The following is a 23,836-nucleotide window of genomic DNA, read 5'->3' as shown; positions in this document are numbered from 1 at the left end:
TAAGCCAATGAAAACGAAGTTTTTAGCAACCCTGTTTGCCGCTGCTTTAACGAGCGGTATTGCGTTAGCGCAAGCGAACCAGCCTGCCGTAGTGGAGGATTTCAAGCCCTCCGTACTAAATCAGCCGGGTCAGGAATACCCGCAGGTCAATTCGCAGGGGTATGCGCGGTTTCGGATAGAGGCGCCACAGGCAGACAGCGTCAGGGTGAGCCTGGGCTTGGGTGGAAGAGGGGGAACATTGCTTACTAAATCGGCGGACGGTTTCTTCACCGGCACCACCGCCGGGCCAATGGATGAGGGCTTTCATTATTACCATCTTACCGTGGACGGCGGGAAATTCAATGACCCCGGCACCCTGAATTATTATGGCTCGACCCGCTGGGAGAGCGGCATCGAGATACCTGCCCAAGACCAGGACTTTTACGCGCTGAAAAATGTGCCGCATGGCCATGTGCAGCAAGTGCTGTTCCCTTCCAAAAGCACCAATACCTCACGCCGCGCATATGTCTATACGCCACCGGGTTACGAGAAAAACACAAAGACCAAATATCCTGTATTGTATCTGCAGCATGGTTGGGGCGAGGATGAAACCGCCTGGAGTAACCAGGGCCGCGCCAATCTGATTATGGATAATATGATTGCCGAAGGCAAGACAAAGCCTTTTATCATCGTGATGACCTACGGCATGACCAACGATATCAAGCCAGGCGCGCCGGGCGGTTTGAAAAGTTTTAAAATCGAGCCCTTTCAAACCGTGCTGGTAGATGAACTGATACCTTACATTGACGCCAACTTCCGCACACTCGCTAATCCGTCCAACCGTGCCATGGCTGGCCTTTCGATGGGTGGGTTTGAAACACACGCTATCACGCTTAACAAGCCTGATGTTTTTGGTTACTATGGCCTGATGAGCGGAGGCGTATATACGCCTGAGGAAATCAAGGACAAGTCCAAAGTGAAACTCATTTTCCTGAGCAGCGGCAGCAAGGAGAATCCGGACAGGGTGAAAAAAGCCGCGGCAGACCTCAAAGCAGCCGGATTCAATGCTGTTTCTTATGTTTCGGAGGGTACTGCACACGAGTTTCAAACCTGGCGCCGCAGCCTCCGGGAACTTGCCCCACTGCTCTTCAGGAACTAACGCAGCATATATAGGTAAGCAGTATTCCAGTGCATCAATTCTTTTCCCAACTACCTCTGAAAGATTAATGAATAGCAGCATATGAAACAGTTGTATATACTATTCGCAGCGTTTATGCTGATTAATGTGGCGGCCAAAGCCCAGGACATTGAAAAAGAAGCCCCCGAAGGGTTCGATGTGGTGCAGCCCAATATAGCGCATGGCAAGATAGATACCATTATATATGATTCCAAAACCGTTGGCACCAAACGCCGCGCTTTGGTATATACTCCTCCCGGTTTTTCCAAAAGTAAGAAATACCCGGTGCTGTACCTGTTGCACGGCATTGGCGGCGACGAGAAAGAATGGCTGAATGGCGGCCAACCTCAGGTAATTCTGGATAATTTGTATGCCCGGAAAAAAGCACAGCCCATGATTGTGGTCATGCCGAACGGCCGGGCCATGAAAGACGACCGGGCAACGGGAAACGTCTTTGACAGCGTGAAGGTACAGGCGTTCGCGACTTTTGAGAAAGACCTGCTGCACGATTTGATTCCTTATGTAGAGAAAAAGTATCCGGTACGAAAAGACCGGGAAAGCCGGGCCCTCGCCGGTTTATCCATGGGGGGTGGCCAGTCTCTAAACTTTGGCTTGGGCAACCTGGATACCTTCGCCTGGGTGGGAGGCTTCTCGTCTGCGCCAAATACAAGGGAGCCGGAGAAACTGCTCCCCGACCCGGAAGAAGCAAAAAAGAAACTAAAGTTGCTATGGATTTCCTGTGGCACTGAGGACCGCCTCATGAACTTCAGTAAGCGCACGCACGATTATCTGGAAAGCAACGGCGTTGACCATGTCTTTTACGTGGAGCCTGGCGGGCACGACTTCAATGTATGGAAAAACGACTTGTACCAGTTTTCCCAACTGCTGTTCAGGTGATGTGTGCAGGCTTTCAGCGTAAGTCATTTTATTCTCTGCTGCAGACAAACGGGAAGGGCAGGTAAGATGATGTTTGTTAGCTATATAGCCTCTTGAATCTTTTATAAATCAACTTACATGAAAAAATCTCTAACAAAATACTCTTTCCTGATTGCCGCACTGTTGATGGCTTTTGCTTCTCATGCGCAATCCAACTTTAGCAGCAAGTTAATCGGCCTGGGTGTGGTGGTGTCTGACATGGACCGTTCGCTGGATTTCTATATGAATGGGATTGGTATGGTGAAAGCCTATGGATTCACAATCGAAGGCGATTTTTCAAAGCGTTCCGGCCTTTCGAATGGTGTTCCGACTGCTGTGACAGTTCTGAAATTGGAGAATAGTCCTGAGGCCAATGAATGGAAGCTTATGAGCTTTGGCAAAAAAGCCTCTCACCCCAAACAAAAGTTTATCCAGGATGATACAGGGGTGCAATACATTACCATCAATGTAAAAGCACTAAAGCCGGTAATCGAGAGACTGAAGAAGATGAACGTCCCTTTCCTGGGGAGTACGCCTGTACCATTGAATAAGGACGCCTCCTTCGTTTTGGTGCAGGACCCTGACGGTACTTTTGTAGAACTCATCGGGCCAATGGAATAACCAATAACCTGACACCATTAAACACATTCAGGCTGCCGTAAAGAGAACGACATTTCTTTAAGGGGTCTTACTTTAAAGAAAGCGAATAACACCAATGATAAAAAAGCTTTTGCAATCAGTTTTTCTTACCCTTGTCTGCCTGTTCATTGCACTTACTTCGCAAGGGCAGGGCGCACAAAACCCTCTCATTCATGCCGATGTCCCCGACATGGCCATGATACGCGTGGGTGACACGTACTATATGAGCAGCACCACCATGCACATGAGCCCGGGGCTGCCCATCATGAAATCAAAGGACCTGGTGAACTGGCAACTCGTTAACTATGCCTACGACACGCTGGGCGACGTGGACGCCTTGAATTTGGCTAATGGGAAAAATGCCTATGGGAAGGGCTCCTGGGCCAGTAGCCTTCGGTTTCACGACGGCACCTATTACGTAACCACCTTCGCTCAAACGACCGGGAAGACCTACATTTTTTCGACGAAAGATATAGAACATGGCCCCTGGAAAGCTCAATCCTTCGAGCCCTCCCTGCATGACCATACGCTGTTTTTCGATGATGACGGAAAGGTATATATGATCTGGGGTGGCGGGCAGCTAAAGATGGTTGAGTTGAAGGACGATCTTTCAGGTATAAAGCCCGGTACGGAAAGCGTGCTGATAGGAAACGCAACCGCACCTGCCGGGCCCAATGTAGGGCTGCCTGCCGAAGGTTCCCAGCTTTTTAAGGTAAACGGCAAATACTACCTGTTCAACATTGCCTGGCCCAAAGGCGGCATGCGCACCGTTATCGTTCACCGGGCGGACAGGATAACAGGCCCTTACGAAGGCAGAGTGGCCTTTCAGGATAAAGGTGTGGCGCAGGGAGGGCTAATCGATACACCGGATGGCGACTGGTATGCATACCTGTTCCGCGATTATGGAGCAGTAGGCCGCATCCCCTACCTGGTTCCGGTAAAATGGGAGGACGGCTGGCCCGTGTTGGGTATTGACGGCAAGGTGCCCGATGAATTAAACCTTCCGGCCAGCAAGGGCCTAATACCTGGTATTGTGGCATCCGATGAATTTACACGCAAAAAAGGAGAACCCGCATTGCCGCTGGTATGGCAGTGGAACCACAATCCTGTCAATGAGCTTTGGTCGGTTACCCAGCGGAAAGGCTATCTGCGACTGAAAACCGGGCGCGTCGACAAGGACTTTTTGCAGGCCAGGAACACCTTAACGCAGCGAACACTTGGGCCGGAAAGCGCTGGGTCAACAGCTATCGATGTATCGAACATGAAAGCGGGTGATTTTGCCGGTCTTGCCCTTCTGCAGCGACAGTACGGCCTGGTTGGGGTCAGATATTCGAACGGCGCTAAATCCATTGTGATGGTAAATGCCGAATCGGGTAGTCCGGTTGTAGCGGAAAGTGTGCCCCTTAAACAGAAAAAGGTATACCTGAAAGCAGAAGCAGACTTCAATGACCGCAGGGATGTGGCTACTTTCTTTTATAGCCTTGATGGCAAAACGTGGAAGAAGATAGGCTCACAGCTGAAGATGGCTTACACCTTGCCACACTTCATGGGATACCGCTTTGGGCTGTTCAACTATGCAACTGAAACGCCTGGCGGCTACGCGGACTTTGACTTTTTCAGGGTTGATCCTTCCCTTGAAGGCAGCTTCCAAAAACCGTAAGAACAGCAGGGCGTTGTTTGGCAGGCGTTTTTAATCGGAGGGAATAGTTGCTATACAGGCTTCTGTCCTACAGTATTGACCTAGCCTGGCTTATTGGCTACAAATAAAGGCAGGCTCCCATGTAGGAGAGTCTGCCTTGTGCCATAACAACGGTTATACCGCTTAAACATGGATTTTTGAAAGATTCTGTCTGAGCTTTGAGCCGCTGTTCACCCCTCCGCCCTCACTGCCTCCCTTTAAGGCATGTTCTTTTTCTCAACCCTCCAGATGGGGTTCTTCGAAAGACCGGCAGGTTCACCTGTAAACATTTTGCCTGCCGCTTTGTCGCCCTTCAGTTGCCATTGGTACCAGGCAGTGGCCACCTTCGCAAACTCCCCGCCATGCGGCTGGCCGTAAGTTCCGCCATGTCCAACATCCATGTTAGCCATAAAAACCGGCACATGGTTAATCCGCCCGTAATCGTCCATGCCATTGGCGTAGGCAATGTCCTTCTCACCTCCAAGCATATAGAGCGTCGGTGTATGAATTTGCTTTAGGTTTTCTTTCGTAAGGTTCGGCATGGCACTCCTGCCGTTTCCGGGGGTATTAAAAATACCGCTGTTACAAACCACTACGGTGCTTACGCGTGGGTCAGAGGCCACCTCAAGCGTTTGTAAACCGCCACAAGACATGCCGCTTACCGCCACCTTGGTTACATCAATTTTATTGTAATAAGGGCTCTTCTTGTCGTTATTCTGAGCAACCGCCCAGTCAATGGCATCAAGAAGCTGGGAGGAGGATGATTTCCCGGTTCCTTTTTCACCTTCCTGCGGCATGGGGCCAATAGCGACCACTAAAAAACCATAAGAAGAAACCTCGGACAAAAAGTTTACGTGTTCCCAGGGAGAATTGGCGCAGGCACCGTTACCCCAGGCAATAATGGGCAGCTTGTTCTTTTTACTGAAAGCGCTCAGGTCCTTGGGGCGGAAGACGGTATGCGTGGGCAGGGTGCTTTCGGTGAGCATGATGGTGCTATATGGCCCAGTTCCACCGTCTTCCACTACTCTTGACGCAGTTAATGCGGAGGTAGACGGCCGCTGCGCATAGCCAGGGTTGAAGGCGCTTAGCAAGAACAAGGACAGGAAAGCGGAAAGTAGAGTTTTGGTTGTCATATATAGAATTTGATTTTGTGTTTACTGTTTAATAGCGGTAGGGCTATAAAGCCTTTTACTGCTTTTAGGTGATTCGGGTGATTGCCCTGCATTCTTTTTCCGTGTATATCTCTTTAAGGCATCCTGCTCCCGCAGGAAGGTCACCATCCGGGAGTGTAAGGACTCCAACTTGCCCAAGGGTAACCGCAGATTGTCCCGGAATAAGAAATAAACCGGTTATATATAGCACTTATCAAGTAAAGGCCAGCGCCTTTTGCATGCTGCCTGTTAAAGTTGCCTTGCCGGCGGAAGTCACTGCGTATCACCAGCTAAGATTCACTGCCTGGATGGAGGCGCTCACTCCATTCGCTCCTATCTAAACGTAATAAAACCTTTGGCTATTTAACCGGCAGCGCTGTTGTGCGTTGTGCCTTTCTACAGTGTGCTCTCAGCCATGAAAAGCTATATAAGGCTCATATTTAAACTGATATTCAGCCTCATTAGATCCTGAACCCCTCTCCTTTCTTAACTGTGCCGCCTGCTCCCATTCCATCTCTTCTGAGTGGAAGCTTTGCAGGAGAATCATGTTAGGGATTGTCACTATTTCCTCCTACCTTATCATGTATTTATTTATATGCCTATTCGAAAATTTTTACAAACCTTTTAAACTCATTTTACATGAAGTCATTGAAAATAGCCTTGAGCTGCCTCGCATTGGGGATCATAACTGTGTCCTGCGAGAAGGAGATGGAGGAGATGGACATGGCAGTGAGTGCTGTCACCCAGAACGCGGCGGTCGCGCTGCAGCCTGCCATGCCGGACACGCTTATAACCCTCAAAGCGCCCTCGGACCTGAAACTCATAGGTGAGAACCTTCGGAATTACCTGGTGACTAAGAACGCTGTGGAGGAAAGCGAGTGCGGGCCTACCGAGTTTGTGGCCGTACAGAACAAGTATATCAGTCTGCTCGGACAGGAGCTTGTGCCAGCCCTTGGGGGGAGTAATGCCAATTACCTGTTTGGGTTGTATATGGATATAAATTTTGTAGCAGCCTATGTGGATGAGTCGGAGCAGCAGTATTTCGGTGAGAAAGGAGAGTACACTAACTTCATGACCAAGCGCCAGCGCGAACTCGAGAAGTTCTGGGACATGCCGGGGCAAATCCGGGTAAACGGGCAACACAGCGCTACGCTAAATGACCGGGATAAGGTGGCTTATATCTTATATACCTATTTCTCTGGTCTCCCAACCCTGGAGGACGCATACGCTTACACGGACTATCTGATGTCGCTGAATGAAGCTTTTTCAACGCTTCCGGAGTCCCCATTCTTTTCCGTGGATGGTTTCGCCACCAGCGGCGACCTGATCGTGATCGGTGACGGCCTGGTGCAGATGGTGTCAGAGGCCGGGGTAGAGCCAGGCATCGTCTGGACAGGCGTGCTGGCCCACGAGTGGGCGCATCAGATCCAGTTCGACAACTATACTGCCTGGTACCCGAATGGGGCCGCCGAGGACCCTGCTGAATCCACCCGCTACACAGAGCTGGAGGCGGACTTTATGGCTGCCTACTACATGACCCACAAGCGGGGCGCTACCTATAACTGGAAACGCGTGGAGCAGTTCTTCACCCTCTTCTTCCAGATCGGGGACTGTGGCTTCGACAGTGATGGGCACCATGGCACGCCATTACAGCGTATGGCCGCCGCCCAGTTGGGTTACGAGACAGCCAACCAGGCCCAGAAGCAGGGTCATATCATGTCGCCGCAGGAGTTGCACGAGATCTTTGTGGCAAGCCTGTCCAACCTGCTGTAAAGGTCGAAAAGCTGGCTAACAACAAAGCAGTTCCACCGGGTGTGGAGCTGCTTTGTTTTTTACTTGCCTGTATGATGGGGCAGGCGTTTGGAAGGTGCTCACCTGAGCTTGCAGTATAAAAAGCAGCGGGTGGGTTATGGTTTCAAAGCATGCTTACCGGCCAACACTACTCTAACAAAACAGGATCTACAGTAGCAATCCTTCTGAATGGGAAAGTATTGCTCTGGTAAAACCTAAAGAACTCAGCGGTGGCGGCTAAGTCATCAAAGATATTAGTGGATGTCGGGAGGCTTTGGCCTGCCTTAGGTTGATGTAGAATGTTGTGGGTGAACGGATTGTGTTATTTTGCTGTTTCTCAGGCGCCTGTATATCCGATGCGCCGGGTTTTTAATTCCCCGCGCTCCCTGCTTCGCGCCAAACGCCGCAAACGCCCCTCCTAATTGTCGCTTTTGCCTACCATAGCGCTCAGTGTAAGGCAGTATCTTTGTTCTGTTCCACCAAACAATGGGCCATGTGGCCGCCGGGAGGTGAGGCCTGATTGCCGCAGCTTTGAACGGGTAACCTACTACTCCCATTTTCGCGCTGCCATATATGGCAGCATAATTTTTGAGCTGAACTGAAAAATTTCTGATTCCTACTGACAAGCTGTTGTCATACCGGGGGCTTAGTTTTGCCTGTACAATCAGTTCACCATAAAAAAATAGACTATGGACTTGAAAGAAACAAAAATGCAGACTGCCCCGCTTATCACCTCAGCCGACCTGCTGCAGCACTGGCAGGGACACAGGCGCCTTACCCGAAAGGTCATCGAGGCTTTCCCGGAAAAGGAGCTCTTCGGATATGCTGTGGCCGGCATGCGGCCTTTCGCTGCCATGGCAAAGGAACTTCTGGCTATTGCCGCCCCGGGCGTACGGGAGATTGCTGGCGGGGCAGCGGAGGAACTGAATGAACAGCTCGGTCAGGCTGACAGCAAAGCGAAAATACTTGCCCTTTGGGATGAGGCCACAGCTGAAATCAACCGGTACTGGGCGCAGGTTCCCGACGAAAGGTTCCAGGAGCACATCGTCGCCTTCGGGAAATACGAGGGAACGGTGTGGTCAACCGTCTTTTATTTTATCGACAACGAAATTCACCACAGGGCGCAGGGCTATGTGTATCTGCGGTCGCTGGGTATAGAACCGCCTTATTTTTGGGAAAGGTAAAAAACGAAGCATGTATCATGGGAACAGTGCTTGTATTCAAAACATCGGTCACGACAAACCGCAGCGTCAGCAAGGTGAGGCCCCTGCTGGACAGGCTGATGGATGAAAGCGAGAAATGGAACTTTGACCTGGAGGATTGCGACCACATCCTCCGGGTCGAGGCCGTTTCGGTGCAGCCCGCTGCCATCATCAAAAACATGCGGCGCGCCGGCTTTGCCTGTGTCGAGCTGGAAGACTGAAAAACGCTGGCTTAGCCTCCCGGCTTCAGGTTGGCCCTCGTTTTTTCCAGCAGTTCGCCCACCCGCTCCCGTAGGCTCTCGGGCTCTACTACCCTGGCGCAGTCGCCAAACATCATAAACCAGCGGGCGAAGCCATGCAGCACGTCCGGGGCCAGAAATACCATTTCCACCATGTCGCCTACCGTTCTTTCCGACACAAACCCATAGTACTTGCGCCCGGTTTTGATGTACCTGGCCACTGCTTTGTCCACCCGTATCACCACCCTGGTTTTTTGGGCTGGCCCGCCTGTGTTTCTGTAGTCGTCTGTGTTGCCGTGCTCTTTTGTGAAGGGGAGGCTTGTCCGCGTTATCGCCTGCATCCTGTCGGTGCGGAACTGGCGGTAATCCTCCCGCAGGTGGCAGTAGGCCATCACATACCAGTAGTTGTTTTCGTTGAACAGCCCCACAGGCTCAATGATACGGTTGGTGGGCTCATCTGATTGGAGGGATTGATACTGCAGGGCGACCCGCCTTTTTGCTGCGATGCTGTCGAGCAGCACGTTCAGGGCATCGGGTGCCTGCTCGCTAAAGATCTCCTGGGAGGAGTTTATCCATATCTGCGACTCCAGGGCGGCTACCCAGTCCTTCGCGCTGCCTCTAAGCACAGACTTCACTTTATACATCGCCGATTCGTAGTGGGCGCCCAGGGCTTTGTCGCTGAACTTCTGCATCAGTTTTTCGGCGGCAACAAAGCTGGCAGCCTCTTCCCGGGTAAACATGACCGGGGGCAGGCGGTACCCTTCCATCAGGGAATAGCCCACGCCAGCCTCTCCGGCTATGGGCACGCCGGAGGCTTCTAGGGTGCGGATGTCCCGATAGATGGTGCGCTGGCTCACCTGAAAACGGGCAGCCATATCCTGTGCCTTTACCACCCGCCCCGATTGCAGGTGAACGAGCATGGCCACGATGCGGTCGAAACGGTTGAGGGTGTCGCTGCTCATCACGAAAATCAGATACCCGGCAAAAATATGAAAAGCGGAGATGGCCTGCAATGCAGGATAGGGGAGTATATAAGGCAGCGGGGCGAAACATTATATAAGAGACAATTGCCGCTGCAGGGAGGTAGGCAAGGCGGCGTGAGTGGCATGGCTTGCTACGACCAGCTTTGCTGCAGAAGCCGGCCGCGTTCATAAGCGCAGCGCCCCGGTAAAGATGCTGACCTGCTCAGCCTGCACCAGGAACATGGTCCTGTGCCCGAGGGCGAGCAGGAGAAGGATGTCAGGAAAACAGCGTGCTTCTCCGGAGAAGTAAACAGAAGCCGTGGCAGGTGCCATATAGGTATGCTGCTGCCAGAGCCACCTATATAAACGGACGCCAGATTGGTGCCCTGCAAAACCAGCAGCTACTTTATTCGCGGGGGTATTGGTTGCAGAAGCGTTGCGTAGCCGCAGTTAGTATTTGATACAGGGCATGCTGTTGCCGGAGAACATGCTGTCGTCCGTGAGGCCCACGAAATAGTCGCCGATGAATATCCCTGCCCCGCTGCTTACGGCATTTGTGCCTGCGTTGTAAGGCATCATGTTGCCATCTATGGTCGTGAAGTTGAAATGGCTGTCATCGAAGGCATTATCCGGCTTTGATGGGAAAGAGGCCATAGCAAAATTTCCTCCAAAACTATCCAGGGCAGCAGGGCGAAGAGAGGTGGCTGAGATGTTCATATGACAGGGTGTGTAGGTTTTATATGGTACAATGATACGCCCGAGCTATACAAGAAAACAGGAAATATATATGGGTAGAGTAACATTAATATTTAGTAAACGACAGCAATTTTTGTATTAACTATGATATATACATTGAATTAAAAACGCGTTCCAAGCTTACTTTTCGCGGTTGATATTGTGATATCTGCATATATAAGCAAATTGATATATAATGAAAATCCAGAAAAGTAACATCGTAAGGCCGCGATAAAGGGAATATATAAGTCCGCTTAAGGGTATATGTCAACCTCAAATGAGAAAATACGGGTTCAACAGGGCTTGTAAGTAACATAGGTAGCCCGTGCTGTCGCATCTCAAACCTTGAGTCAGCGACTGCCCAGCAGCAGCACGGGTCTGCCCTAACCTGTTGCGCGATGGCGCGGCAAGAAGCTATCGTGTCTGCCTGCTCCCCGAATCCCCGGTAACAGCCTAAACCAGAGCATGCCGCACAGCCTGCACACGTGGGCCGGGCAAAACAGGGCAGGCCTTTATCGGGCATAAAATTGCGGCAAGCCAGCAGAAAAGAAGAAAATTACCTACATTAGGGCTTTATTTTGAGGCTATCCGCGCGAAGTGCGCCAGGAGATATAATTGGCCCGCCCTGCGCGGCTCTGAAGCAGTTCAGGCACACCGTGGGTAAGCCCGGAGCCTTAGGGGTTTAAGCCGTCATCATATATAGGTCACAGAAAGAGTAACAATTAACATCAATTAAAATGCTGAAAATACAACTAAGCCTGTTCTTCGTGTTTCTGATGCTGAGCGGCATGCTGCCAGAGCCGCACAGTCCTGAGATACGGCAAGCCAGGAAAGCCATGGCCCAGCAGGTGCCGGACGGACTGAAAATGACCACCTTCGCCGGGCCTGATATTGTGCCTAGCCCGGCCGCCCTCGCCGTTGCCCCAACCGGGGAGGTGTATGTGGGGGTCGACATGATGGGCTCGCTGGGAAAAGAACCGGGGAAAGGAAGCATCGTGAAGCTGGTGGACACAGACAACGACGGCAAGGCAGACCAGCACACGGTATTTGCCAGGGTCGACAACCCGCGCGGTATCATCTCGCTCGGCGACCAGGTTTTCGTGCTGCACACCACCTTCTCCGAGGAAACCGGGGCAGCGTCAGGCATGGATCTCGTCGTGTTTGAGGATGCAGACCAGGACGGCGTGGCGGACGGCCCTTCCAAGCCGCTCATCCAGAACATCAGCTCCCCCAAGTTTCTGCAGAGCCGGGGCACCGACCACGCGACCAACGGCATCCGGATGGGCATCGACGGCTGGGTATATATAGCCGTGGGCGACTTTGGCTTCCACAACGCGGTGGACCGCTCCGGAAAAAAGCTGACCATGCTCGGGGGCGGAATCGTGCGGGTGCGGCCCGACGGCACCGAGATGGAAGTGTACACGCACGGCATGCGCAACATATATGATGTGGCCATCGACCCCTACATGAACATCTTCACGCGCGGAAACACCAACGACGGGGGCGGCTGGAACATCCGCTTCAGCCACCAGATCCAGTCCGGCGAGTACGGCTACCCTGTCCTGTTCAAGAACTTCACGGATGAGATCATCCCTGCCCTGATAGACGTGGGCGGCGGCTCCGGCACCGGTTCCTTATATATGGACGAGCCCACCTGGCCGGAGAAGTACAACAAGGTGCCGATGATGGCCGACTGGGGAAGAAGCCAGTTATATATACACCGGGTAACGCCGGACGGCGCGAGCTTCAAGCAGAAAGAGGAGGAGTTTATTGAGCTGCCGCAGATCACGGACCTGGATGTGGACGCCTCCGGCAGGCTCTATATGTCGGCCTGGGACGGAGCGGGCTACTCAGGCAACCCGGACAAGGGCTTCGTGGTGCGGGTGGTGCCGGAGAACTGGGCGTATAAGCCATTCCCCGACCTCGACAAACTCTCAGAAAAGAAACTGGCGAACCTGCTGAAGTCAGAGAGTGCCGTGGCGCGCCTGCACGCCCAGCAGGAGCTGATTACCCGCCCGGTGAAGAAGGCCTCGAAAGCAGCCTGGAAAGTGGCCGCCGACAAAAGCCTGCCGCTCTATGCCCGTATAGCGGGGATGTATGCCTATGCGCAGGCCGCCGGAGAAGACGCCACTGACAAACTCGTGCAGCTGACGCAGGAGGAGGACATGCGGGAGTACGCCTTGCGCGCCCTCAGCGACAGAAAGCCATTTGTAGACGAAGTGCCCATCGAGCCTTTCCTGAAGGGCCTCGAGAGTTCCTCGGAGCGGGTGCAGGCGGCGGCCATCATCGGCCTCGGCCGCCTTGGCCGCAAAGAAGCGGCCCCCGCCTTGCTGCAGGTTGATGTTCCGGCCTCCCTTGCCGCACCGGAAAAAGGCACCGAGGGGCCCCATGCGGTGCCGAACGCACCGGTTGTGCTGCCCCACCTCGCGGTGCAGGCCCTGGTGAAACTGAACGCCGTGGACGCCGCCGTGGACGCCATCGGAACAGACAACTCCAAGCTCGCCCTCTGGGCCCTGCGCTACATGCACGACCAGAAGGCAGTGGACGGCCTGATGGCAGCCTACAAGCAGACGAGCGACGAAGAACTGAAAGCGGAAATTCTGACCACCCTGTCGCGGCTCTATAAAATAGAGGCGCCCTATGACGGGTCGTGGTGGTGGAGCACCCGCCCAGACACGCACGGGCCTTACTACAAGGGCATCACCTGGGAGGCATCGCCAGCCATCGAGCAGTTCCTGAAGGCGGAGTGGGAGAATGCGGACGCCGCCGGCAAGGAATTCTTCGCCGACCTGAACGCCCGGCACCGGATGGAGATTGCGGATTTTGGGGGAATGGATGAGGCTGTGGCGGCAAAAGAGGAAAACAATGTTGACCTGGAGAAGATAAAAAGCCAGAAAGGCCAGATTGGGAAATCCTCCATCGAAGACGTGATGCTGGCCATCGCTAAAATAAAAGGCGACCCGGTGAAGGGGAAAGCCCTCTTTACGCAGCAGGGCTGCATCGCCTGCCACAGCATAAACGACGGCGAAACGATGAAGGGACCTTTCATGGGGCAGATCGGCTCTATCATGAACCGCGAGCAGATTGCGGAGTCTATCCTGAAGCCGAACGCCTCTATCTCCCAGGGATTTGCGTCTGTGCTCATCAACACCAAAGACGGGAAGAGCTATATGGGCTTCATCACCCAGGAGTCGGCGGACCGCATCGTGATGCGCGACATTGCCGGGCAGGTGAGCACGATTAAAACCAGCAATATCAAATCGCGCAAGGAACTGGAGACGTCTATGATGCCGGCAGGGCTCGCCAACTCGCTGTCTTACGAGGAGTTTGCGTCGCTCGTCACGTTCCTGTCGCAGCAGAAGAAATAAATGGCGCGTGGCTATATATAGCGACTGCCACAGTAAAGAATATCTTACGGGAAGCGCGGGGGATTAGAAGGGCAGGAATGGGGTGGCAGCTAAAAAAGTTGAGGCATCTCATTCCTGCCTCGTTTAACGGGTATATATAATTTAAACAGAACGTATCTGATGAAAATAAAAGCCTTACTCGGTACCTGCCTGCTCGTGGCGTGCCTGTCCTGCACTCCGCAGAAAAATGAGACCCGGGAAGCCGGGAAGACCCAGGAAACCCAGGAGGAATGGGTGCAGCTTTTCAACGGGAAAGACCTGAAGGATTGGGATATAAAGATCACGGGCCACCCCCTGAACGAGAACTACGGGAACACCTTCCGGGTGGAGGACGGGAAGATGGTGGTGCGCTACGACCAGTACGACGCCTTTAACGAGCAGTACGGGCATATTTTCTACAAGAAGCCCTACTCGGCTTACCTGCTGGCAGTAGAGTACCGCTTTACGGGGGAGCAGGTGGCAGGCGGCCCCGGTTGGGCCATCCGCAACAGCGGCGCCATGCTGCACGCCCAGCCGGCCAGCACCATGGGCCTCGACCAGGACTTCCCAATCTCGCTGGAGGCGCAGCTGTTGGGGGGCAACGGGCAGGACGAGCGGAGCACCGCGAACCTCTGCACGCCCGGTACCAACGTGGTGGTGGGCGATACCCTCTTCACGCCCCACTGCATTAACTCTAGCTCCAAAACCTACCACGGCGACCAATGGGTGCGCGCCGAGGTGCTTGTGCTGGGAGACTCCATCGTCACGCACATCGTGGAAGGAGACACGGTGCTGGTATATGAGAAGCCGCAGATTGGCGGCGGCAACGTGAGCAACTATGACCCTGCCCTCAAAAAGGACGGCCAGCTTCTGAAGGAGGGGTATATAGCCCTGCAGAGCGAGAGCCATCCGGTGGAATTCAGGAAAGTGGAGATTTTTGACCTGGCGCGGTATATGGACGATCCGCGAAAGCTGAAGAGCGTGCTGCGCGATCTCCGGAACCGGGAGGGACATTAACGGTTGGGTTCAATGCACACTAGCTAGGGGGCACATATGCTGCTGCTTGAGCAGAACCCAGGCTTTCGGCAGCATGCCAGAAGAGATACGAGGCAAGCGGGCAAGTGTCTCTTCTGGCATGCGTTAGCCTTTTATCTCCTCCGTTTGAAGAAGTAAGGTACAAGCAGGTGAATTGGGTTAAGTAGTGGGGTTGTCTGGAGGCAGCTTCTATCAATGCTCAATATTCCTTCTCACGAGTCACTTGCAGGGGTGCGTGAGAAAAATTGTCCATCCTGAGCCTGCTTGTGGCTAAGCCGCTGAATAGATAACACATGGCGTACGTGCGATGGGTATGCACCGACCAGTGAACGGTTTCTGTCGATATTTAACCGTCTAATACCACTCTGGAAGCGTTTGGAAGCTTTTGGGTACTGAACTGCTACTTCTTGGAATGCAAGATAGGTGGAGGCAACTTCACTGAGTGAAGATTGGAGAGCCATACTATTTCATGAAATAAACCTGCTAAATATCGATAACGCCGGATATACTTTATATATAGTCTTATAGCATCAAGCTGTTCTGGAAAGCGATAGTTGGCAAAGCGGGCAGCAGCTCTATAAACTTTTGGCAGCCAAATCAAGCCATTCACCAAGAAGAGAGCTATATACATACTAATTAATGGAAGTTTGTATACGAAAAGGAGGAGTGTGCGTATAATAAATTGATTATACTATTATAATATTAAATTTAACTATATAAAGCGAATTCTTGCTGGTTATTATACTGAGACATCCAAACAAGAAGCGTTTTTCCTATAGAAGTAGGATTTACGCAAAAGGTATAAGCAGTGAGAAAAATTTGCTTTGAATTGTAAAATCTTGCGTTGTATAAGTCCTAAAAACAGAAATAACAGTAGCCTGAAATTAAAAACAGAAATAACAGTAGCCTGAAATACTGATTACCTTACAACTTCCCCGGGCCTATACCATAGGTTCTGCATGAATTGTCGTTTGTGTTATTTGAAGCTCTCATTACCGTTTATGGCTATGAAAGAGGAATACGTAGCATTTCTTGTTGTTTTGAATTCCATCAGGCAGAAGATGGAGATATTGGTATTAGGCATGGTGGGGAGCCTCATCCTGACACTCGGCACTATTCTTCCTCCCGGGCAGGCAGTGGCAGCCGGAGCGAACGGCACAGGCGTCTTCGCTATGGGGCATGCCGGCTTTCTGGCGCGCAGCTTTACCGGCTACACAGTCTATGCCTTCCCTGGCTTTAGGGAAGCCTTTTTGAAGGCCCTGATGATACAAAGCTCATCGAGCAATGCATACATGGTGGTGGAGAACCTGGATAAGTTTCCGGCGCCAGACCGTTTTGTTGCCTCCCGCATTCAGATTCCGTGGCGACGCACGAACAGCGACGGCACCTATACCCCTTACAACGCCAACCATGATAAGCTGAGGCTGAAAATCAGTAACAGAGGCACCGGAACCCTTACTATAAGCAATCTGACGCTTTCTAACACGGCAGCCTGGAGAATTGTCTCGCTTAATGGCACAGCCTATAATTCCAGCACCTCCTTGCCCAGAAGCCTGGGTACGGGTGCCTCTCTTGAGGTGGTCATAGCGTTTGTAGCAAAAGATTTGGGGGGCCGGGTGAAAATACTAAACGACAGGCTCACCATAGCTTCCAATGATGCTTCAGCCCCTGCAAAGGAGGTGAAACTGCACGGGTTGTGGCAGTACAGAGGCGAAGGGAACAACGAACCATATGCCGTGGAGGTAATACGTGCCTTAGGGTTTATGTCCAGGACCGGGTTTGCCTCCAATGACGGCGTAATAGATGGAAGCAGCCTGGTGCCCAACTCTGATGAGATATTGTCGGCCTTTTTTGTGCGCGCGGATCCCAGCAGGCCGGTTACGGTGGTGCAGATGGCGGCCTACCACGGCTGTTGCTCCTTCACAGAGCGGTTCCAGTGGTACAGCAAAGGCACCTCCACCATCAATACGCTGTTTACGCACAACTCACTGGATGGACAATCGCTGCTTCCCAGAAGGAGCGGTTCGTCCACGGAGGTGGCCGCGGGCACGTTCAGCGCGAGTGGGGCCTTCGGATTCAGGGTGGCTAGCGCTTACTCCGACAGGACCAGAAACTACAAGGGCAAGATAGGCATGCGCATCTGGAAGGCAATAGACGCCAATGGCAATGTTATACCCAATGCTTACATCATTGGTGGCGATTACCTCGGCACGCAGTACACCAACTATGATTACCAGGACAATATATACTATGTAGGCAACCTGAAGCCGGAAGCAGGCTCGGCCCATTACTCAGAGCTGGCTGCCGCGCCCTCAGCAGTGTCTTTTGGCTCGTTGCTGACAGGCGGAAGCAAAAGCATGAGTGTGAACCTGAAGAACTCAGGCAAAACATACAGCAGCGGCAACGATCCTTCTATTCTGATAAAAGGCGTAGAGGTAGTCGGGCCTGGTAAAGCTGAGTTCTCGGCCACAGCCCCATCCACCACCACGCTCGGGCCCCAGAGTTCCACTAACATCGCGGTAAGCTTCAGGCCGAGTAGCCAGGGCATCAAAAATGCGGCCCTGCTGGTGCATTATAACAGCGCCGCATCCCCATTGCGGATACTGCTTTATGGCATTGCCAACAGTAGCAGTTTCACCATTACGGCTGCCAAGCGCATAAAAGGCGCCTCTGACGCCAGCAAGACCATTGCAGGCGTTGTTTGGGAGGCTGATGTAAACTACCGCAAAGGCAGTATAAAACTGGATAAGCAGCTTGTGACAACGGCTATCGCGGCTACAGAAGACGATGTCCTCTATCAGACCTACCTGTCGGCGTCCACTGACCTGGCCGAAACGCGCTACGAGATTCCGATTGCCAATGGCAGCTATTATGTGCGCATGCACTTTGTAGAGAATTACTTCACAGCCGTGGGAGCCAGGGTGTTCAGCATCAGCATAGAAAATCAACTGCGCCTTTCCGGCTTCGATATCTACAGGGAGGCAGGCTACAGAGCCGCGCTGGTGAAAGACTTTACAGTAAATGTGACGGACGGGATGCTCCATATCAAGTTTAACCCTACCGTTAACCGCGTGGCCATAGCAGGTGTCGAAATATTCAGGGCACCTTCCGGGGCAAAGCTGGCTGCCTCCAACTCATCAGCCCTGGAAGCCGTGGCGGTGGGGCATAAAGCACAACTGAAGGTATACCCCAATCCGAGCAAAGGCGGGAAAGTGCAGGTGGAGCTATCGGGCTTTGCCGGGCGCGAAACCACCCTTGTCACCCTGTATGATATGGCAGGGCGCCATCTTCAGACAAAAGTATTGCTTACTGACGACGAGGGGGCAGCCAGCACAGAACTGCTTTCAGGCAGGCAGGCGAACCCGGGAATGTACCTGGTGAAGGCTCAGGCAACCTCAGGCAGGGCCGAGTTTTATTTGATTATCGAGTAAGCACCTCATGGCGCCCGGTGGCTGCGCTGACGTGGCCACCGGACGCGGCAATCGCTAAGTTCCCCGCAAGGCACTGTTAGGCGATATTGCCTGCCATTAAGCACTAGGCCTGCTTGGGCAGGTTATAAAATCTACCTGTAATGTTACAGAACAGCACGGTGGCGGTGCTGAGGTTACCGTCTGGCGGCGCCATAGCCTCCGGGTAGCAGGCCTCAGTTAGCTGCGGAACCGGCACGTCGGCATATACAAGAGCGCCAATTTGTGTTGTCAGGTTCAACCTACACGGGACATCAATCAGGGAAAGAGATGTGCCTCACATGAGCTCTTTTCTTCTCTATTCTTCCTCCACGGCCTTTTCAGGCAAATCTCCCCTTTGCAGCTTATTTCAGGCAGGTAAACATTAATCAAAAGACGATGTGCTATTCTTTTAATCTTGCCTCAGCATGGCAGGTCTTGCTGATGGCGCTGAGCATGTTCATTTCTGTTGAGGCGGCCGCGCAAGGCTGCCCGCCCATCAGCCCCTTATCTTGTGACCAGGTACAGGCCTCTCTTCCGGTGAGCCTCACGTTTGGCAGTAGTGTTTCCGGAACTGTGAAGGATAAAAACGGAGTAGGCACGGGCTTCCGGATGGCAGCTGACTACTCGGGCACGCGCCTTTCTGCGGATGGCACGCCGCGTTACACGTCCGTGCCGGGCTATGAGCCGTCAAAGCTGACGGTGAGCTCCGGCACCTTGAAGCTGGTTACAAACAAAGGCATAGCCTACCTTACCAACAACAACCAATTGAACGCGCTCGGGGTGCGGGTGGATTCGCGGGGAAAGCTCCAGACAGATGTTATACTGGTTAAACCTTATAACGGCAGTTCAGGTCAGCAGGCAGGGATCTGGTTTGGCCTGAATGACAAGACGTACCTGAAATTGGTAGTGATTGCCAATAAAGTAGAGTTCAGAAGAGAAATAAATGATGCCTCGGGCTCCGCCGATCAGCGCATCACCTCCGCCATCACCGGGCTCAACACAAAGTACATGAGACTGCGGCTAACCGTAGATCCGGCAACCAACACAGCGGAAGCCTTTTACTCCACAGACGGGTCTACCTACCTGAACGTGGGAGCGGCGTACTCCACCAAAAGCCTGAGTATTGCAAACATGGGCCTCACAGCCTCTACAGCCTATGCCGGCATATATGCCACACACCGTAATTCGAACTCGTCGGTAACGTACACGTTCGATAACTTCTCTGTCAAGTCTCTTTCATCAAGGCCCTATGTAGCGGCGGTGCGCCCTGCCAACGGAGCTACCAATGTTCCCCTGGACCAGTCGATGTCGGTAGACCTGGCATTTCCGAGCGGCAAATCCCTTGATGTCAGTACAGCCAACACAGCCACAGTCAAGCTGTTTGCTGTAACAGGCTCGGGCTTAAGCCAGGTTTCGGGAACAGCCGTTAACACAACGGCCGCAGGCGACGCGATTACGCTCTCGGCCGCGCTTAATGCCAGCACCACCTATGAGTTTCAGATATCAGATCAGGTAAAGGACCTGAACGGGTATGCCATTATCCCCTTCAAATCGCGTTTCACCACAACCAGCTCGGCCCCCGACACGCCCACCGACCTGGAGGGGGTATCCTTTACCATGAAAACCCTGGTGGATAACGGCTTCGGGAGCTATGGCTTTACAACCCTTGTGATTGGCCCGGACCACCGGCTCTACGCGGTTTCTTCGGGCGGTAAGATAGAGCGCTGGGATATAAACGCTGACGGCACCATCCGCAACCATGTTACCATTTCTCCTTTTGGCACCACACAGCGTCTGTTGATCGGCTTTCATTTCGACCCATCCGCAACGGCTACCAATCTCATTGCCTGGATAAGCCATTCTTCCGCGGCCTACAATGCTGTTCCTGACTGGACCGGCAAGATCACAAGGATTAACCTGAGCAACCCCTCCAGCCCACAGCTCAAGGACTATGTTATCAACCTTCCCCGCTCTTACAAGGACCACTCGACCAACTCCATCGATTTTGGCCCGGATGGGGCGCTGTACTTCACACAGGGCAGCAACACGGCCATGGGGGCTCCTGACGCGGCCTGGGGCAACAGGCCCGAAAGGCTTCTGACCGCCGCTGTGCTGCGTCTGGATATTGCCCGGGCACAGCAGCTTGCTTTGCCCATAAATGCTAAAACCCGCGACGGGGGCGGAACCTACGATCCGTTTTCCTCGGGCGCCCCGCTCACCATATATGCCAGGGGGGTGCGGAATGCCTATGACTTGGTCTGGCACTCGAACGGGCAGCTCTATGTGCCCACCAACGGTTCGGCGGCCGGAGGCAGCACCCCTGAGCTTAAATCGGGCTCTGTGTGGTCTGACGGGAAAACGTATACCGGGCCTACCATCGCGGCCATGACGGATGTGCGTGACACACAGAACGATTACCTGTACAGGGTGCAGAAAGGCGGGTATTACGGCCACCCCAATACGCTGCGCAAAGAGTACATCCTGAACGGCGGAAACCCGACCAGCGGCACCGATCTCGGTGAGGTGGTCTGGACAGCGAACGGCCAGACCTACGGCTATCCGGTGGGCACGCCCAGGGAGCCCAACTTCAGGGGCTGGTCCTACGACTTCGGGCCCAACATCTCCCCTAACGGTGTGATCGAGTACAAGAGCAACGCCTTTGACGGCAAACTGAAGGGCAGGCTGCTGGTATGCCGCTTCAGCGGGGGGGACGATATAATGGTGCTGCAGCCGGGAGGAACCTCGAAAGACATTATCAGTGCCGTTACAGGCAGCCAGATTCCGGGCCTCCGGAAGCCATTTGCCAACCCGCTCGATATTGTGGAGGATGAGCGCACAGGCAATCTGTACCTTACTGAGTACTATGATGGCAACGGTGACGGAAAACCCTGCCTGACCTTGCTGAAAGCTGATAAACCCGCGACTACAACGGCCACAGCGCTAAGTACACAAGCCATGCGTGTAAGGCCGGAAAGCGAAGATATGGAAGATATGGAGGTGTATCCCAATCCGGCGGCAGGAGGTGCTGCGCTTCTGGTGGTTCATAACCTGCGTAGCATGGCCTTGGTTACCATTTCGCTGACAGACGCGTCAGGGCGTGTGGCACAGACCCTGACGGTAAGCGCCGACGAGCAGGGGGCTGCCAGGGCGGAGGTGGTGATCGGGAAGCTCCTGAGCCCCGGGCTCTACATCATCCAAGCACGGTCCTCGTCAGGTGAAGTCAGGTCTGGGAAACTGCTGGTACAGTAACCTCCCATAGGTCTTTCAAAGAAGTTGGCCGGATGCGAAGCAGTATATAACGCCGCTAACCAGACTACCTCATATGCCCGTAAAGCGTATGGGGAAGCGCTATATCAAAGGTGTGACAGTAGGAACACAGGAAATATATGTAGCAGTTCAGCAGGGCGTGGAAGCAGCAGGTTCCGCTGGGTTATATTCAGAGACTGAATCCGGGTGCTTTGCCTACCGGGGAAGCATATGCCATATATAGCGGGGACAGTGTTAATGTCGTTTCAGCTTTTCTAAACAGACTGCGACCGCTTTCTCTCGAAATCGACGATCAGCTTTGTCAGCAACTTCAGTTCTTTCGCCCCTTCCGAGCCAGCCGGGGCGTTTTTCAACTCCTCTAGGCGGGCGGCCACTGCATCGTACTGCTCCTGCGTTGTGATAGTGGTGTGCTCCGCGTTCATGAATCAGAAATAGAATAGGTAACACACTGCATATACGGGTATAAAAGCGATTATTTATACTTAATTTGGCAGCATTTCTACGTACCGGCCCAGGCAAGCTATATATCCTCGCGCTGCTGTGGGAGGGTTGCAGTGGAACTGGGCCATATATAACTGTGATGACAGCAATTTGCGGGAGCGTCTTGTACTATATGGATTTTATTTCTAAATAGTGGGTGCGTACCGGGACGTAAAGCCTGGCAGATGCCCAAAAACTGTTACAGTTGATATATGGCCGAAAGCAACAAAGAGACCGATGAGGTTTTCAAGGAAGAGCTGAAAGCAGCCTCAGACTTCAAGTTCAGCGCCAAGGTGGCCAGCGTATTTGACGATATGGTGAACCGCTCTGTTCCTTTTTATGGCGAAATCCAGCGGATGGTGGCGGAACTGGCGGCAGACCACGCCCAGGAGGGCACCAACGTCTACGACCTGGGCTGCTCTACCGGCACCACCCTGATCGGCATGGACACCATGATACCGCCCGACATCCGCTTTGTGGGCATCGACGACTCGCCCGAGATGCTTCAGAAATGCGACCGGAAGCTGAAAGAGGCGGGCCTGGTGAGGCCCTACGAGCTGCAGGCGGCCGATATACAGCAGGGCGCCGACATACAGAACGCCTCGGTGGTGGTGCTGTGCCTCACGCTGCAGTTCATCCGGCCCATCTACCGCGAGAGGCTGCTGAAAAGCATCGCCGAGGGCCTGGTGGCCAACGGCGTGCTGATTCTGGTGGAGAAGGTGCTGACCGAGGACACCGTCTTCAACCGCGACTTTATCAAATACTACTACAACTACAAGCGCAGGAACCACTACAGCGAGATGGAGATATCGCAGAAAAGGGAGGCGCTCGAGAACGTGCTCATCCCCTACAAGCTCAGCGAGAACGTACACATGCTGCGCGAGGCGGGCTTCGCCTCCTGCGAGACGTTCTTCAAGTGGTACAATTTCTCCGGCGTCATTGCAATCAAAAAATAAATGATATCCATCGGCAATTTCTTTTTCAAGTACCGGAACATCCTGTTCATCTTCCTGTACCTGGCCCTCTTCATCCCGTCTCCGGCCATCTTCACAAGGGAGGCATTCGGCGAGAACTACTACCTGTGGCCCATCATCCTCGGCCTGGTCATCACCGTGACGGGGCAGCTCATCCGGGGCGCCACCATCGGCCTGGCCTATATCATCCGCGGCGGCAAGGACAAGAAAGTGTATGCCGAGGAACTGGTGACGGAGGGTATCTTTAACCACTGCCGAAACCCGCTGTACGTAGGCAACATCCTGATGCTGGCCGGGGTGGGTGTCCTCTCCAACTCGCTTCTATATGTGGCGGTGTTCATCCCGCTCTTCCTGTTCATATACCAGGCCATCGTGCTGGCCGAGGAGAACTTCCTCCGAAAAAAGTTCGGGCCGCAGTTCGACGCCTACTGCTCCCGCGTCAACCGATGGCTGATAGACCCGAGAGGGCTCGGCGCCACCTTCAGCCAGATGCATTTTAACGCCCGGCGCTGGATTCTGAAAGAGTACAACACGCAGTTCGTCTGGCTGGTGGGCATCGCGCTCATCCTGTTGCTGAAGTACCCACAGCTCACCGGCTACGACATGGACCTCCGCAACATGCTCATCCCGGCGGTGATCGTTGTGCTCGGCCTGATTTACCTTTCGGTCCGGTACCTGAAAAAGTCGGGGAGGCTGGTGGCTAATTAAAGGCGAAGCCTGCCAAAAGCCAGCGCCCTCCGGTGCCGCCTGCGTCTGTGCAGGGGTATATATGAATTT

The 23,836-nt window shown here is 53.3% G+C and carries 17 protein-coding genes and 1 pseudogene; 13 read left to right on the top strand and 5 right to left on the bottom strand.

The features are described 5' to 3' along the window. Nucleotides 1–7 precede the first annotated feature (7 nt). The 4 genes and pseudogenes from GSQ62_RS10750 (at nt 8) to GSQ62_RS10735 (ending at nt 4,370) form a co-directional block, all read left to right on the top strand. Entirely contained in the window at nt 8–1,138 is a 1,131-nt protein-coding gene (locus GSQ62_RS10750; protein WP_161889504.1) for an alpha/beta hydrolase, read from the top strand. 81 nt (nt 1,139–1,219) lie between these two features. Beyond that, a pseudogene (locus GSQ62_RS10745) lies at nt 1,220–2,050 on the top strand (alpha/beta hydrolase); the annotation flags it as partial. A 120-nt stretch (nt 2,051–2,170) separates the two neighbouring features. Next, complete coding sequence (locus GSQ62_RS10740; RefSeq protein WP_161889502.1) at nt 2,171–2,692, top strand: VOC family protein; 522 nt, start codon at nt 2,171–2,173, stop codon at nt 2,690–2,692. Between the two features lie 94 nt (nt 2,693–2,786). Then, nucleotides 2,787–4,370 (top strand): glycoside hydrolase family 43 protein, encoded by a 1,584-nt coding sequence (locus GSQ62_RS10735; RefSeq protein WP_161889501.1) that lies wholly within the window; start codon nt 2,787–2,789, stop codon nt 4,368–4,370. A 236-nt stretch (nt 4,371–4,606) separates the two neighbouring features. On the opposite strand, the gene GSQ62_RS10730 is transcribed toward GSQ62_RS10735, so the two are convergent. Continuing rightward, nucleotides 4,607–5,521 (bottom strand): poly(ethylene terephthalate) hydrolase family protein, encoded by a 915-nt coding sequence (locus GSQ62_RS10730; protein WP_161889500.1) that lies wholly within the window; start codon nt 5,519–5,521, stop codon nt 4,607–4,609. 657 nt (nt 5,522–6,178) lie between these two features. Between GSQ62_RS10730 and GSQ62_RS10725 the strand changes: the two genes are divergently transcribed. The 3 genes from GSQ62_RS10725 (at nt 6,179) to GSQ62_RS10715 (ending at nt 8,753) form a co-directional block, all read left to right on the top strand. Next, entirely contained in the window at nt 6,179–7,312 is a 1,134-nt protein-coding gene (locus tag GSQ62_RS10725; RefSeq protein ID WP_161889499.1) for a M48 family metalloprotease, read from the top strand. A gap of 707 nt (nt 7,313–8,019) precedes the next feature. Beyond that, entirely contained in the window at nt 8,020–8,514 is a 495-nt protein-coding gene (locus GSQ62_RS10720) for a DinB family protein (RefSeq protein WP_161889498.1), read from the top strand. A gap of 17 nt (nt 8,515–8,531) precedes the next feature. Beyond that, a complete protein-coding gene (locus tag GSQ62_RS10715; protein WP_161889497.1) occupies nt 8,532–8,753 on the top strand; it encodes a hypothetical protein in 222 nt (73 codons plus the stop codon). Between the two features lie 11 nt (nt 8,754–8,764). Here the strand turns inward: GSQ62_RS10715 and GSQ62_RS10710 are convergent, their stop codons facing one another. Beyond that, entirely contained in the window at nt 8,765–9,733 is a 969-nt protein-coding gene (locus GSQ62_RS10710; protein ID WP_161889496.1) for a helix-turn-helix transcriptional regulator, read from the bottom strand. A 450-nt stretch (nt 9,734–10,183) separates the two neighbouring features. Beyond that, nucleotides 10,184–10,450 carry a hypothetical protein gene (locus GSQ62_RS10705; RefSeq protein WP_161889495.1) on the bottom strand — a complete coding sequence of 89 codons (267 nt, stop codon included), beginning with the start codon at nt 10,448–10,450 and terminating at the stop codon, nt 10,184–10,186. 755 nt (nt 10,451–11,205) lie between these two features. Between GSQ62_RS10705 and GSQ62_RS10700 the strand changes: the two genes are divergently transcribed. The 3 genes from GSQ62_RS10700 (at nt 11,206) to GSQ62_RS10690 (ending at nt 18,320) form a co-directional block, all read left to right on the top strand. After that, nucleotides 11,206–13,836 (top strand): DUF7133 domain-containing protein, encoded by a 2,631-nt coding sequence (locus GSQ62_RS10700; protein WP_161889494.1) that lies wholly within the window; start codon nt 11,206–11,208, stop codon nt 13,834–13,836. 159 nt (nt 13,837–13,995) lie between these two features. Further along, on the top strand, nt 13,996–14,871 hold the full coding sequence (locus GSQ62_RS10695; protein WP_161889493.1) for a 3-keto-disaccharide hydrolase: 876 nt from the start codon (nt 13,996–13,998) through the stop codon (nt 14,869–14,871). 1,025 nt (nt 14,872–15,896) lie between these two features. Further along, nucleotides 15,897–18,320: a malectin domain-containing carbohydrate-binding protein gene (locus tag GSQ62_RS10690; protein ID WP_161889492.1), complete on the top strand. Its 2,424-nt coding sequence runs from the start codon at nt 15,897–15,899 to the stop codon at nt 18,318–18,320. Nucleotides 18,321–18,423: 103 nt separating this feature from the next. Here the strand turns inward: GSQ62_RS10690 and GSQ62_RS10685 are convergent, their stop codons facing one another. Next, on the bottom strand, nt 18,424–18,597 hold the full coding sequence (locus tag GSQ62_RS10685; protein ID WP_161889491.1) for a hypothetical protein: 174 nt from the start codon (nt 18,595–18,597) through the stop codon (nt 18,424–18,426). 137 nt (nt 18,598–18,734) lie between these two features. On the opposite strand from GSQ62_RS10685, the gene GSQ62_RS10680 reads away from it, so the two are divergent. Continuing rightward, a complete protein-coding gene (locus GSQ62_RS10680) occupies nt 18,735–21,587 on the top strand; it encodes an Ig-like domain-containing protein (protein WP_161889490.1) in 2,853 nt (950 codons plus the stop codon). A 272-nt stretch (nt 21,588–21,859) separates the two neighbouring features. Here the strand turns inward: GSQ62_RS10680 and GSQ62_RS10675 are convergent, their stop codons facing one another. Then, nucleotides 21,860–22,027 (bottom strand): hypothetical protein, encoded by a 168-nt coding sequence (locus tag GSQ62_RS10675; protein WP_161889489.1) that lies wholly within the window; start codon nt 22,025–22,027, stop codon nt 21,860–21,862. A 270-nt stretch (nt 22,028–22,297) separates the two neighbouring features. Between GSQ62_RS10675 and cmoA the strand changes: the two genes are divergently transcribed. Together cmoA and GSQ62_RS10665 are read left to right on the top strand one after the other, a co-directional pair. Then, entirely contained in the window at nt 22,298–23,041 is a 744-nt protein-coding gene (gene cmoA / locus GSQ62_RS10670) for a carboxy-S-adenosyl-L-methionine synthase CmoA (RefSeq protein WP_161889488.1), read from the top strand. Next, nucleotides 23,042–23,767, top strand: coding sequence for a methyltransferase family protein (locus tag GSQ62_RS10665; protein ID WP_161889487.1), 726 nt, complete (start codon nt 23,042–23,044; stop codon nt 23,765–23,767). The last annotated feature ends 69 nt before the right edge of the window (nt 23,768–23,836 follow it).

The sequence above is a fragment of the Pontibacter russatus genome (assembly GCF_009931655.1).
Classification (GTDB): Bacteria; Bacteroidota; Bacteroidia; order Cytophagales; family Hymenobacteraceae; genus Pontibacter; species Pontibacter russatus.
The sequence above is the reverse complement of the archived record's forward strand: the minus strand, read 5'-3'. Positions and strand labels throughout refer to the sequence as shown.